The sequence below is a fragment of the Crateriforma conspicua genome (genome assembly GCF_007752935.1).
Lineage (GTDB): Bacteria > Planctomycetota > Planctomycetia > Pirellulales > Pirellulaceae > Crateriforma > Crateriforma conspicua.
The window spans coordinates 2,943,613-2,958,958 of record NZ_CP036319.1 but is presented as its reverse complement, the minus strand read 5'-3'; the positions used below and the strand labels follow the sequence as shown (position 1 = coordinate 2,958,958).

Genomic DNA, 15,346 nt, shown 5'->3' with positions numbered 1-15,346 from the left:
CCGCTTCGCCCGGTACCGCCGAAGGAGCGCCTTGCGGGGCCCAAAATCGTCGATGCCGCTGGCGCGATCCCTTCGCCGCCGACAGCCCCCAAAAAGCCCCCAATGAATAGCGAACGCCGGCACGAGCTGCAGGAAAACGAACTCGCCAACTCACTCGCTCGCTTCAGCAAACAGATCGAGCCCTATTCGAAGTGGCTGTTGGCCGGCGTGATCGCTGTCATCGCCCTGGTTTTCGGTCTGAGCTTCTACTCCACCACGCGGACCGAAACTCGCAGCGATGCGACGCTGCAATTGCTGCAAGCCGGCGGATCCGGGGACCCCGAAGTCTTCGCCCGCGTCGCCGAAAAATACCCCGACACCGCCGCGGCACACTGGGCGCGACTGTACACCGCCGACCAACTGATGGCGGACGGCATGGCCCAGTTGTTCGAAGACCGCGAAGAAGCCCTGAACCTGCTGGGCGACGCCGCCGAATCCTACGGACAAGCTTTGAAAGCCCCCGCGGAAAACACGATCACTTCGCGGACGTTGCGTTCACGAGCCCATTATGGGCTGGCCCGGATCGCCGAAGCACAAGGGAACGTCGACGAAGCCATCGCGGAATACAAGTCCGTGATGGAAGCCGATGAATCGGAAGCCATGACCGAATTGGCCGCCGACCGGATCGAAGCACTGGAGAGCCCGGCGACCCAAGACTTCTTGACCTGGTTCGGCGAACAAGACTTCGCCCCGGCCGAGCCTTCGCTGCCGCCCGCGTTGCCGGACGCCTCGGAATTGCCCGAGTCGCCCGACATGGAACTGCCCGATCTTGGCTTGGGATTGGAAACCGAAGAACCGACCACGGATCCGGCCGACGAAGCCACCGAAGAAATGACCGACGCTGAACCGGCCGAACAGACGGACACTTCCGCGGAAGACACAGCGGGCGACGCTGCCGAAGCAGAAGCCACCGAGCCGGAAGCCGCGGATTCGGATGCCACCGAGCCGGATGCACCCGAAGCCGACGTTGATGCCGAAGCCGATGCCCAGGAATCGGAAACGCCTTGACGTCCGACGCTGAAGCCTCCCCGCCCGAGTCGTCGGCCGGGCCGGGAATCCGTGAATTGGTCGTCCCGGAATCCGCGGGCGGCCAACGGATTGATTTATTTCTGACTAGTGTCTGCGACGGATACAGCCGGTCCCAAATCCGCGCGGCGGTCCAGGACGACGGCTGCGAAGCCGACGGTCGGATCATCCGCCCCAGCTATAAAGTCAAAGCGGGCCAACGAATCCGCTTTCAAGTTCCGGACGAGTTCAGCGACGAAACGATCCCGGAAAAGATCGCGCTGGACATCTTGTACGAGGACGACGGATTGGTCGTCGTCAACAAGCCCGCCGGAATGGTCGTCCATCCGGCACGCGGCAACTGGACCGGAACACTGACCAGTGCTCTGGCCTATCGATTCCAGTCGCTGTCCGACGTCGGCGGCCCGACGCGACCGGGCATTGTCCACCGGCTGGACCGCGATACGTCCGGTGTGATTGTGGTCGCCAAGACCAATGCGGTCCATTTGCACTTGGCCGATCAGTGGCAGTCACGTGACGTCAAAAAGGAATACGTGGCGATCACCACCGCACCGATCGATCGTGACCGCGACTGGATCGATGCGGCGATCGGCCGACATCCCTACCAGCGCGACAAACAGGCGATCCGCGAAGGCCACGAATCCAGCAAGACCGCGTCGACGTTCTACGAAGTCATCTCGCGCCACGGTCGGTACTGCGTCGTCCGGTTGTTCCCCAAAACGGGACGCACTCATCAGATCCGGGTCCACTTGGCCCACATCGGCAGCCCCATCTTGTGCGACAAGCTTTACGCCGGGCACAGTGAGATCCGAGCCGAGTCGCTGCGCCGCGGCATCGACCAGGCTGGCGGGCCGACAGCCGAATTGACCGACGCTCCAGACGCCAAGGTTTTCCTTTCGCGGCAAGCCCTGCATGCACACCGGCTGACCTTCACCAACCCACAATCGGGGCAAGCGATGACGTTCCACGCTCCGTTGCCGGATGATATGAAGCAGGTCATCCACTTGATCGGCGGCGACGTGGAAAGAGTGCACAAACCATCGGTGACCGAAATTCCCTGAACGTGCAGCGAACCTCAATCCGATCATGATCATCGGTGCCCGCGATGATTTTTTGATGCCTGGCGAAACAACGTCCGGGATGCCCGTTGGAAATCAACGTCGCGACGATGACTTTCGTTTTCGACAACGCACCATCAACGCCGTCACACCGGTCAGTAACGCCAAACTGGATGGTTCGGGGACCGCGGCCGCTTCGATGTACTGGTTGATAAACGCCGACTGGTTAGCGATGTAGTTGATCCCGCTGCCGGTAATCGGGTCTTCAGCGAATGGATCGTCCGCGTCGTACCGGAACGCGTTGGTGCCGATCAAAACCAACTGGCCCGAATCGTCGACAAACGTCGGTCCGCCGGAATCACCACCTTGAAAAAACGATTCATAGGTCACAAAGTTTGTGTCGCCGGGATCGTCACGCTGCATCAACAGGCTGTCGTTGTCTGAGTTTCCCAGGAAATCGACATTCTCCACATAGCCCGTGATTCGGTTTTGGCCCACGGCTTGGTCGCGGGTCGCTGGATGGACTGCCTGGGATCGGCCAAAGGTGAATGCCGTCACGCCTTGGTAAGTCCCCGCACTGACCAGTGCCTCGGACGGTCCGGACAGCATCTCCGTCGCGAATGCATAATCGGTGATCGCTTCGGGCAGATTCGATTCCAACGTCCCGATCCACAAATCGGTCCCCGTGATCTTTTGCCCACCAGCGATGCCGATCGTCACCGGCACGTCCCCCGGATCGTTTGCCGGATAGAACGTCACCGATCCGGTGGGTGCCAAGTGCGCGGCGCTGATCACCACGTTGCGACCGATGGCCGTCGCCCAGCGGCCGCTGGCATCTTGGCCGATCCCCGACAAGTCAAAGCCGGACAGCAGAAACGAGCCTGAATCGGTGAAGCGATCGTTCGTCGCGTCGGTGTACCCCGAGATGATGATTGCCGCCCGGGCTGGACCTCCATTCAGCGCAACCGCTGTGAAGGAAATCACCAGCGACCACCAAACCGACGCCCGGGAACGATTCGCCATCACTGCACCACCGAAAAGCCAAAGAGACGAAAAACCAAAGAGAATCGACGAAACGTTTCGCAGCTGGCACACGCATTTCGAAGTTGCGCTTTTACCCGTGGCATTGTTTTTTGGGTAACCCGAAGCGTGAGCGAGGCGATGTCGACATCATTTTTTCCTCGCTCACGCGTCGAGTTACCAGACAAGCGCAACTTCAAGACTTACGCATCCGCTTCGCACGTCCAGCGGCAAGCATGCGAAACTGTAACGACGCGATCATGCGTTCAAAGTTCCCACGTTACTAGCGAATCCTGTGGGTACAAAAAAAATGCCGGTGGATCATGGATCCGACCGGCATCATGGGCTGCGTGTACTTCAGGTCCAGCCGGGTGATCGACCGGACACTTTGGCACACAAACGAAGCGATCAAGCTCAGTTTTCTTCTTCAGCGTACTGTTCGTACTCGGCTTCGTACTCAGCTTCCATCGCAGCTTCAGCAGCTTCGTCGGTTTGCTCGACGACGCCTTCTTGCGAATCACAGCCAGCGATCGCGAAGCAGAACAAAGCCGCCATCATGAGGTTCAACCACTTCATCGTAAGTTCCTTGCAATTCAAACTAATTAGGGGTGGAGACAAGACGGGGACTGCGAAGGCAGCCATCTTGATGACGGAACGTTCCGCCCGAATTCCACTGGAAATTGTAACAAGGACCACCCGTTTGTTGCACAGCCCCGGTAAAAGATTTGCATACTCGGGTTGGCCGAATTGTCGCGTCTGACGCTCGCGAAGGTCGCGTCTAACGTTCGGGAAGATTGGGCAACGCTGACAAAAAAAAACGCCGCGAGTCGGGCAATGACTCGCGGCGTCTGCGAATGGTTGGTCGTCGGCCGCCCAGATTCAGGCGGCGGGCCGATTACAGATCGTCCACGCTGACTTGTTCGCGACCATTGATCGTTCCCAAGCCGCCCCAGATGCCATACGGGCTGGGGCTGCCGGCGGGCGAACCGTTCCATCCGGGTGCGCCAACCGCGGCAACGGTCGAGTCGCCGGAATCGATCGCTTCACTGACGAAGTGGACCGAACCGTCACCCATCACGACGTGACAGCCACCGGGGTGGTAACTGCCGGCACTCCAGATCCCGTCATCGGCGTCGTTGCCGCCGCGTGCACAGGAAGGACTGTTGGGCGGCAAGATCGTGGTGACGGCACTCATGTTTCCGCCACCGTCGGCCCACTTGTTACCACGGCCGGCTTGGCCCCACTTGCCCAAGTTTCCGCTGTAGCCGAACAGCATCACGCCGGGTGCGTAGAACTTCGGACGCAGCGGGTCGCGGGTGTCCAAGCACTCTTGCGGGTTCAGGTTGATATCGCCACCGATGTCATAGGCACCACCGCCACCAACGCCGCGGTCACCCAGGCTGTTGGTCAATTCGGCGATCGCGATCGTGTTGGCCGTCCCGTCGACGACGTCACGGAATCGCGTCTTGTTGGCGGGCGTGAACATCCCACGCTTGACTTCCTTGGGCATGTTGGCCCAGCCCTGTGCACGCACGGTGTCACCAATACAGGCACCGTAGTTGGTCGTGCCGAAGGTCACCGGCGGGCCGGCATCACTGGGGCAATTGAATGCCGAGATCAGCGTTCGCCATGCAGTGTATTGGTTGCGATACGGGGTCGGGCCCATCGCGGGATAAGCACCGTTGGGTGCCGCATTGCCGTTGAACTGGGTCGATACCGGATTGCTAATGGTGTCCCACAAAGGTTGCTGCTCGATAAAAGGCAACAAACCGACCAACATGCTCAGCCGGCGATAGTTGTGAGTGTCGGTGCTGTAAGCACTCATTTCACCCCAGCTGGCCAGGTAGCCCTTCTTGCCGGTGGTGCCGGCGCGGTGAGCGGGGAACTGCTTAAAAGCACTGTGATAGTTGTGCAGGGCCAAACCGATTTGCTTGGCGTTGTTGCTGCACGACATGCGGCGGGCGGCTTCACGAGCCGACTGTACCGCGGGAAGAAGAAGGCCGACAAGGACACCAATGATCGCGATCACGACCAACAGTTCGACCAACGTGAAGCCAGATTTTTTGCTTCGCATGATGGTTCACACTCCGAGAGAAGAGAACGAATCGCGAAGAGCCGTCATCTTGTCCTACAATAACCAGATAAACTGTTGGCACTTCGCATGTCGGGCAAAGTGTATTCGTCCACCGCTGCGAATGAAATACGCGAATCCATCACCCCTTAACACAACGCGTACTGTACACACAGCCACACCACACTTCGTTCGCCGCATGAAACACGGTATCTGCTGCACACTTGGCCAGACGGTGTGGCAGAGGATTGCAGCGGCAAATCGTCGCGATACGACGCCCATGACGACGAAACGCCGCAGCCCGATGGTTTCGGACTGCGGCGTCGATGCGAATCTGCGGATGGAACGGCGGATCTGGGCCGATTAAATGTCGTCGATGCTGACTTGTTCGCGACCGTTGGTCGTGCCCAAACCACCCCAGACACCGTACGGGCTGGGAATGCCGGCGGCTGATCCGCCCTGGCTGGGCCGCGTGACGGTGGGAACGGTGTTGTCACCGGCATCCACCGCTTCGCTGATGAAGTGCACCGACCCGTCGGCCATCACGACGTGACAACCGCCGGGGTGATAGCTGCCGGCGCTCCAGATCCCGGGGCCGCTGTCGCCACCGTCGGCCGAGCAACTGGGGCTGTTGGGCGGCAAAATCGTATTGAAGCAGGACAGGTTACCGCCACCATCGGCCCAGCGATTACCACGTCCGGCGCCTTCCCATTTCCCCAGCGGCGCGGCATACCCCAACAACATCGCACCGTCGCGATAGAACTTCGGACGCAGCGGATCAATGTTGGCCGCACACATGTCGGGTTCCAACCGGACGTTGAATCCGTCGTCGTACGAACCACCACCGCTGACGCCACGGTCGCCCAGGCTGTTGGTGATTTCGCCGATCGCAATCGTGTTGGCCGTGCCATCGACCACGTCACGAAAACGGCGATGCATCGCAACCATGAACAACCCACGAATAACCTCCTTGGCCGGGGCACGCGATCCGATTTGATCGACCACATCGCCGACACATGCGGCGTAATTGATGGTCCCGGTCGTCACCGGCGGCCCGCTGTCACTGGGGCACTGCAGCGACGAAACGACCGTCCGCCACGGCGTGTACTGGCCGGTCCACGGCACCGGGCCCATCGCGGGATAAGCACCGTTGGGGGCCGCGTTGCCGTTGTACTGAACGGCCACAGGATTGCTGATCGTGTCCCACAGCGGCTGTTGCTCCAGAAACGGCATCAGCCCCACGAACATGCTCAGCCGACACTTGTTGCTGGCGTTGTTATCCGCATCGATCGTGCCGTTGTAGCCCTTCGACCCGGTCGTGCCGGCACGCTGGGCGGGGAACTGCTTGAAAGCACTGTGGTAATTGTGCAGCGCCAAGCCGATTTGCTTGGCGTTGTTGCTGCAAGACATCCGGCGGGCGGCTTCACGAGCCGACTGAACCGCGGGAAGAAGAAGTCCAACAAGGACGCCGATGATCGCAATGACGACCAATAACTCGACAAGCGTGAATGCCGAACGGACTTGTCGTGTACGTCGCGGGGATGGACAACCATCCGAAGAGGAATCGAAAGTTTTCACGGTCAGGGTCTTTCACGGAATGGAACAAAAACGAAAAGCAGGCCAAATCGGCGACTCATTGCGACGCTCACGCAGCCGGTCGATTTGGCCACTGCATTCCTAAAACCCGACGAAAGGCATGGGTTTCATTTTTAATGCCCAAACTTTCATTTTTAGCCTACAAGCAGCCCGGCACCGACCATCCAGTGAACAAGAAACCCCCAACCGTCGACTTTGCGCACGAAAACGCCGCGGACCGATCACTCGATCCGCGGCGCTGCTGAATTCGATTCACTGAGAGTTCGCGATCTTAGATGTCGTCGACGCTGACCTGTTCGCGACCGTTAGTCGTTCCCAAGCCGCCCCAAACGCCGTAGGGGCTGGCGATACCGGCCGGCGAACCCGCCGGATTGTTGTTGTTACCGTTGAACACGGTCGGCACCGTCGGGTCGCCCGCGTCGATGGCTTCGCTGACGAAGTGAACCGAACCGTCCCCCATCACGACGTGAATGCCACCGGGGTGATAACTGCCGGCGCTCCATACCCCATCGCCCGCGTCACCGGCGACCTGGGCACACGACGGACTGTTGGGCGCCAGGATCGTGGCCATCGTGGTGAAGTTGCTGCCGCCGTCCATCCAACGGTTCCCGCGTCCCGCGTTGCCGCCTTTGCCAAGGTTGCCGCTGTAACCCAACAACAACACGCCGGGTGCAAAGAATTTGGGCCGCAACGGGTCCTTGGTGTCCAAGCACTCTTGCGGATTCAAATACACGCTGCCGCCGATGTCGTAGGCGCCCCCGCTGGTGATGCCACGGTCGCCAAGGCTGTTGGTGATTTCACCGATCGCGATCGTGTTGGCCGTCCCATCGACGACGTCACGGAAACGTCGAATCTGACTGGACAAGAACATCCCGCGTTTGACTTCCTTGGGCGGGTTCGCCCAGCCGATGCCGAACGCGACGTCGCCGATACATGCGGCATAGTTGGTCGTGCCGAACGTCACCGGCGGACCCGCGTCGCTGGGGCATTGGAAGGCGGGAACAATCGTCCGGTGCGGCGTGTACTGGCCTTTCCAAGGCACCGGCCCCATTGCCGGGTAGGCACCGTTGGGCGCCGGATTGCCGTTGAACTGGACCGCAACCGGATTGCTGATGGTGTCCCACAGAGGCTGCTGTTCGATGAACGGCAACAGGCCGACCAGCATGCTGAGCCGGCGGAAATTGTGAGTGTTACGGCTGCCGTCGTCGGCATTGACCATATCGTTCCAATTGGCGTTGTAGCCCTTCTTTCCCGTCGTGCCGGCGCGGTGGACGGGGAATTGCTTGAACGCACTGTGATAATTGTGCAGCGCCAAGCCGATTTGTTTGGCGTTGTTGCTGCACGACATGCGGCGGGCGGCTTCGCGTGCCGATTGAACGGCGGGCAAAAGCAGACCAACCAGGACGCCGATGATCGCGATCACGACCAACAGCTCCACCAGGGTGAATCCATGGTGCCTTCGTTGCATGGGGATTTCTCCGCGTGATAAGGAAAAGTTGCTGGAGCCACACGAACCCCCGACGGCTTTCCGTCCGGCGTCGAAATTCGGCTCCGAATGATGCAAACCGTGCCCGACTTGATCGCTAAGCCCATGCATCACAACGCCCATGAATCGGGGATTCCGTCGGCCAGGGATCCGGCCCACGTCTTGGCCCGCTCGGTGGTCCCGACCCGGCGTATGAAATGACGTCAGCGAACTAGTCGAAAAGACCCCACCAGGGGGCGACACTTTGACTCAACCTAACACACGGCATGCTCACAAGTCGCAATCAATGCGGTAAAAATACGCCTTTTTCGCAAAGAAGGCGCAACAACGACCCCCAATGCAGCCAAAGGGCCGAGCCAGGAACATCGGTCAGGACGGCGACCATGACCGCGAAAGCCAGTGTCATTGCAGCATTCGACGACGAAAAAACGCCGCAAACCGAGCACTCGGTCCGCGGCGTTTGGCGGTCGAACGAAGCCCGCACTCAAGACGGACAGCCGTGTGAAAGTGACGCGTTACAGGTCGTCAATGCTGACTTGTTCGCGACCGTTGGTCGTTCCCAAACCGCCCCAGACGCCATAGGGACTGGCGGCACCGGCCGGTGACCCGTTCCATCCCGGCTGGCCGACCGCGCTGATCGTTGCGTCGCCGGCATCCACCGCTTCGCTGATAAAGTGGACCGAGCCGTCGCCCATCACCACATGACATCCGCCGGGGTGATAACTGCCGGCGCTCCAGATCCCGTCGGCATTGTCCTGGTTGTTGTAGGAACACGACGGACTGTTGGGCGGCAGGATGGTGTTCATCGACGTTTGGTTGGTCGCACCATCCATGTACTTGCCCCCACGGCCTTCGGCACCCCATTTCCCAAGATTGCCGGTGTAGCCGAACAGCAACACGCCGGGCTTGAAAAACTTCGGACGCAGCGGATCAATTTGGTCGGCACAATTCTGGGGCGTGATGTTGATGTCACCAAACGCCGGCCCGCTGTCTTCATAGGCGCCACCGCCGCTGATGCCACGGTCGCCCAGGCTGTTGGTGATTTCGCCGACCGCGATCGTGTTCGCCGTGCCGTCGACGATGTCACGGAAACGACGCGCCGAAGCGGACATGAAAATCCCACGCTGAATCGACGACGGCGGATTCCGCGAACCAAGACCGCGAACAACATCGCCGACACAGGCGGCATAGTTCGTCGTGCCGTAAGTCACCGGCGGCCCCGAATCACTGGGACACTGGAACGTTCCGACCAGGGTCCGCCACGGCGTGTACTGGTTCTTCCACGGGGTCGGCCCCATCGCAGGATAGGCACCGCCGGGCGCGGCATTGCCGTTGTACTGGGTCGAAAGCGGGTTGCTGATCGTGTCCCACAGGGGTTGCTGTTCGATGAACGGCAACAATCCGATCAGCATGCTGAGCCGACGAAAGTTGTGGAAGTTGCGTCCGCCGCCGGCCCCGTCATCGGCCGACGTCATTTGATTCCACGTCGCGTCGTATCCTTTGACGCCGGTCGTGCCGGCACGGTGAGCGGGGAACTGTTTGAAAGCGCTGTGATAGTTGTGCAGTGCCAAGCCGACTTGCTTGGCGTTGTTGCTGCACGCCATCCGTCGCGCCGCTTCGCGTGCCGATTGAACGGCGGGCAAAAGCAGCCCGACCAACACGCCGATGATCGCGATCACGACCAACAGCTCCACCAGGGTGAATCCATGGCGTTTTTGTTGCATCCGAAGAACTCCAGAAAATAAGGGATGAGTCTGGGAGCCCCGCGTCTTCGGCCCGATCGGACCGACGCCCTACCGCGACACTCCTGTCTGCTCACCCGCTGCGGCCTAGCGAAACCGAATGGATCGCCAGGCGTCGTGACGTCGCGGAAGTCGTGCGGTCGATGAAGCGTTTGATGGAATCGAGGCGATGGCCCTGCCGATTCGGCGTCTCAATACGTCCTCAGCTAACCGTCAACTTGCGGCCGGAAACTACCCACAAGAGGGTGGCAGACCGACGCATGTTAGCGGACTGGTGCGCACCATGCTTCCATTTTTCGTTTTTAACGCACATTTTATTCACCCTAGCAACCGATCATCACCCGCCACGCCTCCACTGACGGACCTTCATCGGGGCTATGTTGGCCCACAGTTTTGCGGGGCACCGTTTCGATTTCGGCGCCAACATGGGCTCACGAAAAAACCGCGGACCGATCACTCGGCCCGCGGTTTCGCATGTCTTCAGTAACAGCGTTCGACGATTAGATGTCGTCGATGCTGGCCTGTTCGCGACCGTTGACGGTTCCCAGTGCACCCCAGACACCGTACGGACTGGCGATACCGGCGGGCGAACCGCCGTGGTTGGGTGCGGTGACCGTCGGAATCGTCGGGTCGCCCGAATCGATCGCTTCACTGACGAAGTGGACCGAGCCGTCACCCATCACGACGTGAACGCCGCCCGGGTGATAGCTGCCGGCGGTCCAGATTCCGTCACCGGCGTCGTTACCGTCACGTGAACACGAGGGACTGTTGGGTGCCAAGATGGTGGCCATGCTGCAGGTGTTCCCGCCGCCGTCCATCCACTTGTTTCCGCGGCCCGCATCGCCCCACTTGCCGAGGTTGCCGCTGTAACCAAACAGCATGACGCCGGGTGCGAAGAACTTCGGACGCAGCGGATCGATCGTGTCCAAGCATTCTTGGGGGCTCAAGCTGACGTCGCCGCCGATGTCGTAGGCACCACCACCGCTGACGCCTCGGTCACCCAGGCTGTTGGTGATTTCGCCGACCGCGATCGTGTTGGCCGTCCCGTCGACGAAGTCGCGGAAACGACGAACGGTCGCCGACAAGAATGCACCACGCTTGATTTCCTTGGGCGGATTGGCCCAGCCCAAGCCACGCGCGACGTCACCCAAACATGCACCATAGTTGGTCGTGCCATAGGTCACGGCGGGACCGCTATCACTGGGGCATTGGAATGCGGAAACCATCGTACGCCAAGGCGTGTACTGGCCTTTCCAAGGCGTCGGGCCCATCGCAGGATACGCACCGTTGGGGGCGGGGTTACCGTCGAACTGGACGCTGACCGGGTTGCTGATTTGGTCCCACAACGGCTGTTGTTCGACGAACGGCAGCAGGCCGACCAGGAAACTCAAGCGGTTGAAGTTGTGCATGTTCCGGTTGCCGTCGTCGGCGGCCACCATGTCGTCCCAGCTAACGTTGTAGCCTTTGCGACCGGTCGTGCCGGCACGGTGTGTGGGGAACTGCTTAAAAGCACTGTGGTAGTTGTGCAGGGCCAAACCAATTTGCTTGGCGTTGTTGCTGCACGACATGCGGCGGGCGGCTTCACGAGCCGATTGAACCGCGGGAAGAAGAAGTCCGACAAGGACGCCGATGATCGCGATCACGACCAACAATTCCACGAGCGTAAAGCCCGCACGTTTTTGACGCATAGAAACTCTCCGAAATGACATCAACAAGAACTCGAGCCGGCGACAAAGAAAAAGCCGGCAAGAAATCCACGAATCCGGTGGGTCACCGAAATCCGTGAAGCAAAGAGACGCACAAAAGCAAGCCGCTCACGCTCAGAAGGAGCCACCCCTATCGCCTTGCTGTGCGACACTACACCGCATTATACGCATAAAGGAGCCATCTGAACCCACAAAACGCCCTGAAGGTGAACATCAGAGACACTCGTGGGGTACACAAAATCCACCCACAGGAAGGTGCCTATTGGCGTCATCAAGAACGCTCATTTCGAGCACAACTGGCGAAAAACACGGCAAAAACGAAGAAGGCCGCGGGTCGATGTCTCAACCCGCGGCCTTCCGATTCTTTTCAAATTTTTTGTCGATTTATTTTTCGCCGCGGCCGGATGTCCAGCTCGCTGGGCGAATCTTCGACGATTAAATGTCGTCAATGCTGACTTGTTCACGACCGTTGATCGTGCCCAGTCCGCCCCAGATGCCGTAGGGGCTCGGGCTGCCGGCGACCGAACCGCCCCAGCTGGGTTGTCCGACAGCCGGGATCGACGGATCTCCAGCGTCAATCGCTTCGCTGACATAATGGACCGAACCGTCCGCCATCACGACGTGACAGCCACCGGGGTGGTAACTGCCGGCGCTCCAGATGCCGTCATCGGCGTCATTGCTACGGTGCGCACACGAGGGGCTGTTGGGAGGCAGAATCGTGGTTACGGCACAGGTGTTGCCACCGCCATCGGCCCACTTGTTGCCTCGTCCGGCATCGCCCCATTTGCCCAAGTTGCCGCTGTAGCCGAATAGCAGGACGCCGGGTGCGTAGAACTTCGGCCGTTGCGGGTCGCGAGTGTCCAAGCACTCTTGCGGGTTCAGGTTGATGTCGCCACCGATGTCATAGGCACCACCGCCGCCAACGCCACGGTCACCCAGGCTGTTGGTCAATTCGGCGACGGCAATCGTGTTGGCCGTTCCGTCAACGACGTCGCGGAAACGGGTCACCGTCGCGCCGGTGAACACGCCACGCTTGACTTCCTTGGGCGGGTTGGCCCATGCCTGTGCCAGCACGGTGTCACCAATGCAGGCACCGTAATTGGTCGTGCCGTAGGTGACCGGAGGTCCCGAGTCGCTGGGGCAATTGAACGCCGAAATCAGCGTCCGCCACGGCGTGTACTGGGATCGATACGGGGTCGGGCCCATCGCGGGATAGGCACCGTTGGGAGCCACATCGCCGTTGAATTGGACGGTGACGGGATTGCTGATGGTGTCCCAAAGCGGTTGCTGTTCGATGAACGGCAACAATCCAACCAGCATGCTAAGCCGGCGATAGTTGTGCGTATCGGTGCTGTAAGCACTCATTTCCGTCCAATTGGCCAGATAGCCTTTCTTGCCCGTGGTTCCCGCGCGGTGGGCGGGGAACTGCTTGAACGCACTGTGATAGTTGTGCAGGGCCAGGCCGATTTGCTTGGCATTGTTGCTGCACGACATACGGCGGGCGGCTTCACGTGCCGACTGCACCGCGGGAAGAAGCAGACCGACCAGGACACCGATGATGGCGATCACGACCAAGAGTTCGACGAGCGTGAAGCCCGCACGTTGTTGACGCATAGAATTGCGCTCCATGGAAAAAATGACGAAGAGACAGTTGGCTTGTTCGTCGCGAAGGTGCCGGCCGAGAAAACTATCCCCACGTACACCCTTCGACACTGCCGAAAGCTCAATATACGCAAACAAGGATTGCGAACACGCCCTATTGAGCACCCAGCGTTTCAATAATATCCAAAGCGAACAGTCTTCCGTACAGTCTCTTCTGTCGCAGGGGGCTCAAAATTCGTTGACAGAACCGGCCGGCGGGGCAAGCCCACCACGCCCCGTCTACTGTCAACAGTCATTCGATAGCAGGAATTGCCGTGTTTTATGCTATCACGCGGCCGTCAGGGGGGATTCAATGGCTTGTCCGAAGCTCTAAAGAAAATTTTTGGAAAACTTCTTAATTTTCTTCACCGAATGGGACATCGGACGAGGGCCGGGTCGCCGACCTTGCGGCCACCTAGCGGCGGAATGGTCCGGCCAAGCACCCGAAGTGCTTGGAGACGCAGGTCGGAAGGATCGTCTGCCCCAATCGTCGCCAAAGAATGACCTGGTTTGACAGAACGCCCCGGTTCGTTGGTGCCGCTTTCGCAAAGCGACCTTGCGCATGAAAAACGCCGCGGACCGATCACTCGATCCGCGGCGTTAAAGATTCTTACAGGACAGTCGTCGCGACTTAGATGTCGTCGATGCTGACTTGTTCGCGACCGTTGGTCGTTCCCAAGCCGCCCCAAACGCCATAGGGGCTGGCGATACCGGCCGGTGAACCGTTTTGGTTCGGACGCGTAACCGTGGCCACCGTGTTGTCACCACCGTCGATCGCTTCGCTGACGAAGTGAACCGAGCCGTCGCCCATCACCACGTGACAACCGCCCGGGTGATAGCTGCCGGCGGACCAAATGCCAGCGCCCGCGTCACCACCATCGGCGGAGCAACTGGGGCTGTTGGGCGGCAAGATCGTATTGAAACTCGACAGGTTACCGCCGCCGTCGGCCCAGCGATTACCGCGGCCGGCACCAGCCCACTTGCCCAACGGCGCGTTGTAGCCCAGCAGCTGTGCATCGGGATGATAGAACTTCGGACGCAACGGGTCGATCAAGCCGGCACAATTGTTCGGCTCGAGCCGCACGTTGAATCCGACGTCATAGGCACCGCCACCGCTGACACCGCGATCGCCCAGACTGTTGGTGATTTCACCCAGCGCAATCGTGTTGGCGGTCCCGTCGACAACGTCACGGAACCGACGATGCTTCGCGACCATGAACAAACCACGGATGGTTTCCTTGGCCGGGTTTCGTGATCCCAACTGGTCGACCACGTCACCGACGCAAGCCGCATAGTTGATCGTGCCCGTCGTCACCGCGGGGCCGCTATCGCTGGGACACTGCAGCGACGAAACCATCGTCCGCCACGGCGTGTATTGGCCGGTCCACGGCACCGGGCCCATGGCGGGGTAAGCACCGTTGGGGGCCGCGTTGCCGTTGAACTGAACGCTGACAGGGTTGCTGATTTGATCCCACAGCGGCTGCTGTTCGATGAACGGCAACAGCCCGACGAACATGCTTAGCCGGCATTTGTTGCTGGCGTTGTTGTCCGCATTGATCGTGCCGGTGTAGCCCTTCGACCCGGTCGTGCCGGCACGCTGGGCGGGGAACTGTTTGAATGCACTGTGGTAATTGTGCAGTGCCAAACCCATTTGTTTGGCGTTGTTGCTGCACGACATGCGGCGGGCCGCTTCACGTGCCGACTGCACCGCCGGCAAAAGCAATCCCACCAAGACGCCGATGATCGCGATGACGACCAACAGCTCCACGAGCGTGAAGCCCGAACGTTGACTACGCATAAACTGCGCTCCAGAAAAAAAGCGAATGACGAGTGCTTCGTCGACGAGATCGACGAGCAGATCCAACGGAGCATGCGTACAGATCTGAGAGCCTCAAAGGATCAGAATCTGCCCCAATCATGCCCTCAGTGCTCTTTTCTAGCAAAGATTCGCTCGATTCAAA

Annotated in this window: 11 protein-coding genes; 2 read left to right on the top strand and 9 right to left on the bottom strand. The window is 60.0% G+C overall.

Going from position 1 to position 15,346, the window contains the following annotated elements; genetic code table 11:
* Nucleotides 1–102 precede the first annotated feature (102 nt).
* Nucleotides 103–1,047 (top strand): YfgM family protein, encoded by a 945-nt coding sequence (locus Mal65_RS11235; RefSeq protein ID WP_145297319.1) that lies wholly within the window; start codon nt 103–105, stop codon nt 1,045–1,047.
* Between the two features lie 47 nt (nt 1,048–1,094).
* Nucleotides 1,095–2,126, top strand: a complete 1,032-nt coding sequence (locus Mal65_RS11230) for an RluA family pseudouridine synthase (RefSeq protein WP_145304845.1) — start codon at nt 1,095–1,097, stop codon at nt 2,124–2,126.
* A 93-nt stretch (nt 2,127–2,219) separates the two neighbouring features.
* On the opposite strand, the gene Mal65_RS11225 is transcribed toward Mal65_RS11230, so the two are convergent.
* The 9 genes from Mal65_RS11225 to Mal65_RS11190 form a co-directional block, all read right to left on the bottom strand.
* Complete coding sequence (locus Mal65_RS11225) at nt 2,220–3,146, bottom strand: PEP-CTERM sorting domain-containing protein (RefSeq protein WP_145297317.1); 927 nt, start codon at nt 3,144–3,146, stop codon at nt 2,220–2,222.
* A gap of 411 nt (nt 3,147–3,557) precedes the next feature.
* Complete coding sequence (locus tag Mal65_RS26450; protein ID WP_165701207.1) at nt 3,558–3,719, bottom strand: hypothetical protein; 162 nt, start codon at nt 3,717–3,719, stop codon at nt 3,558–3,560.
* 319 nt (nt 3,720–4,038) lie between these two features.
* Nucleotides 4,039–5,217 carry a DUF1559 domain-containing protein gene (locus Mal65_RS11220; protein ID WP_145297314.1) on the bottom strand — a complete coding sequence of 393 codons (1,179 nt, stop codon included), beginning with the start codon at nt 5,215–5,217 and terminating at the stop codon, nt 4,039–4,041.
* A 360-nt stretch (nt 5,218–5,577) separates the two neighbouring features.
* Nucleotides 5,578–6,792, bottom strand: coding sequence for a DUF1559 domain-containing protein (locus Mal65_RS11215; RefSeq protein ID WP_145297311.1), 1,215 nt, complete (start codon nt 6,790–6,792; stop codon nt 5,578–5,580).
* A 289-nt stretch (nt 6,793–7,081) separates the two neighbouring features.
* On the bottom strand, nt 7,082–8,278 hold the full coding sequence (locus Mal65_RS11210; protein WP_145297308.1) for a DUF1559 domain-containing protein: 1,197 nt from the start codon (nt 8,276–8,278) through the stop codon (nt 7,082–7,084).
* A gap of 533 nt (nt 8,279–8,811) precedes the next feature.
* Nucleotides 8,812–10,020 (bottom strand): DUF1559 domain-containing protein, encoded by a 1,209-nt coding sequence (locus Mal65_RS11205; RefSeq protein ID WP_145297305.1) that lies wholly within the window; start codon nt 10,018–10,020, stop codon nt 8,812–8,814.
* A gap of 518 nt (nt 10,021–10,538) precedes the next feature.
* On the bottom strand, nt 10,539–11,726 hold the full coding sequence (locus Mal65_RS11200) for a DUF1559 domain-containing protein (protein WP_165701206.1): 1,188 nt from the start codon (nt 11,724–11,726) through the stop codon (nt 10,539–10,541).
* Nucleotides 11,727–12,179: 453 nt separating this feature from the next.
* Complete coding sequence (locus Mal65_RS11195) at nt 12,180–13,358, bottom strand: DUF1559 domain-containing protein (protein WP_174820157.1); 1,179 nt, start codon at nt 13,356–13,358, stop codon at nt 12,180–12,182.
* A 658-nt stretch (nt 13,359–14,016) separates the two neighbouring features.
* Nucleotides 14,017–15,183, bottom strand: a complete 1,167-nt coding sequence (locus tag Mal65_RS11190) for a DUF1559 domain-containing protein (protein WP_145297295.1) — start codon at nt 15,181–15,183, stop codon at nt 14,017–14,019.
* Nucleotides 15,184–15,346: the final 163 nt, after the last annotated feature.

What these genes read in the sequence shown, in the direction of transcription:
- Mal65_RS26450 (WP_165701207.1), bottom strand. Translation starts at nt 3,719, where the DNA reads ATGAAGTGGTTGAACCTCATGATGGCGGCTTTGTTCTGCTTCGCGATC.
- Mal65_RS11190 (WP_145297295.1), bottom strand. Translation starts at nt 15,183, where the DNA reads ATGCGTAGTCAACGTTCGGGCTTCACGCTCGTGGAGCTGTTGGTCGTC.
- Mal65_RS11200 (WP_165701206.1), bottom strand. Translation starts at nt 11,726, where the DNA reads ATGCGTCAAAAACGTGCGGGCTTTACGCTCGTGGAATTGTTGGTCGTG.
- Mal65_RS11195 (WP_174820157.1), bottom strand. Translation starts at nt 13,358, where the DNA reads ATGCGTCAACAACGTGCGGGCTTCACGCTCGTCGAACTCTTGGTCGTG.
- Mal65_RS11225 (WP_145297317.1), bottom strand. Translation starts at nt 3,146, where the DNA reads ATGGCGAATCGTTCCCGGGCGTCGGTTTGGTGGTCGCTGGTGATTTCC.
- Mal65_RS11210 (WP_145297308.1), bottom strand. Translation starts at nt 8,278, where the DNA reads ATGCAACGAAGGCACCATGGATTCACCCTGGTGGAGCTGTTGGTCGTG.
- Mal65_RS11235 (WP_145297319.1), top strand. Translation starts at nt 103, where the DNA reads ATGAATAGCGAACGCCGGCACGAGCTGCAGGAAAACGAACTCGCCAAC.
- Mal65_RS11220 (WP_145297314.1), bottom strand. Translation starts at nt 5,217, where the DNA reads ATGCGAAGCAAAAAATCTGGCTTCACGTTGGTCGAACTGTTGGTCGTG.
- Mal65_RS11205 (WP_145297305.1), bottom strand. Translation starts at nt 10,020, where the DNA reads ATGCAACAAAAACGCCATGGATTCACCCTGGTGGAGCTGTTGGTCGTG.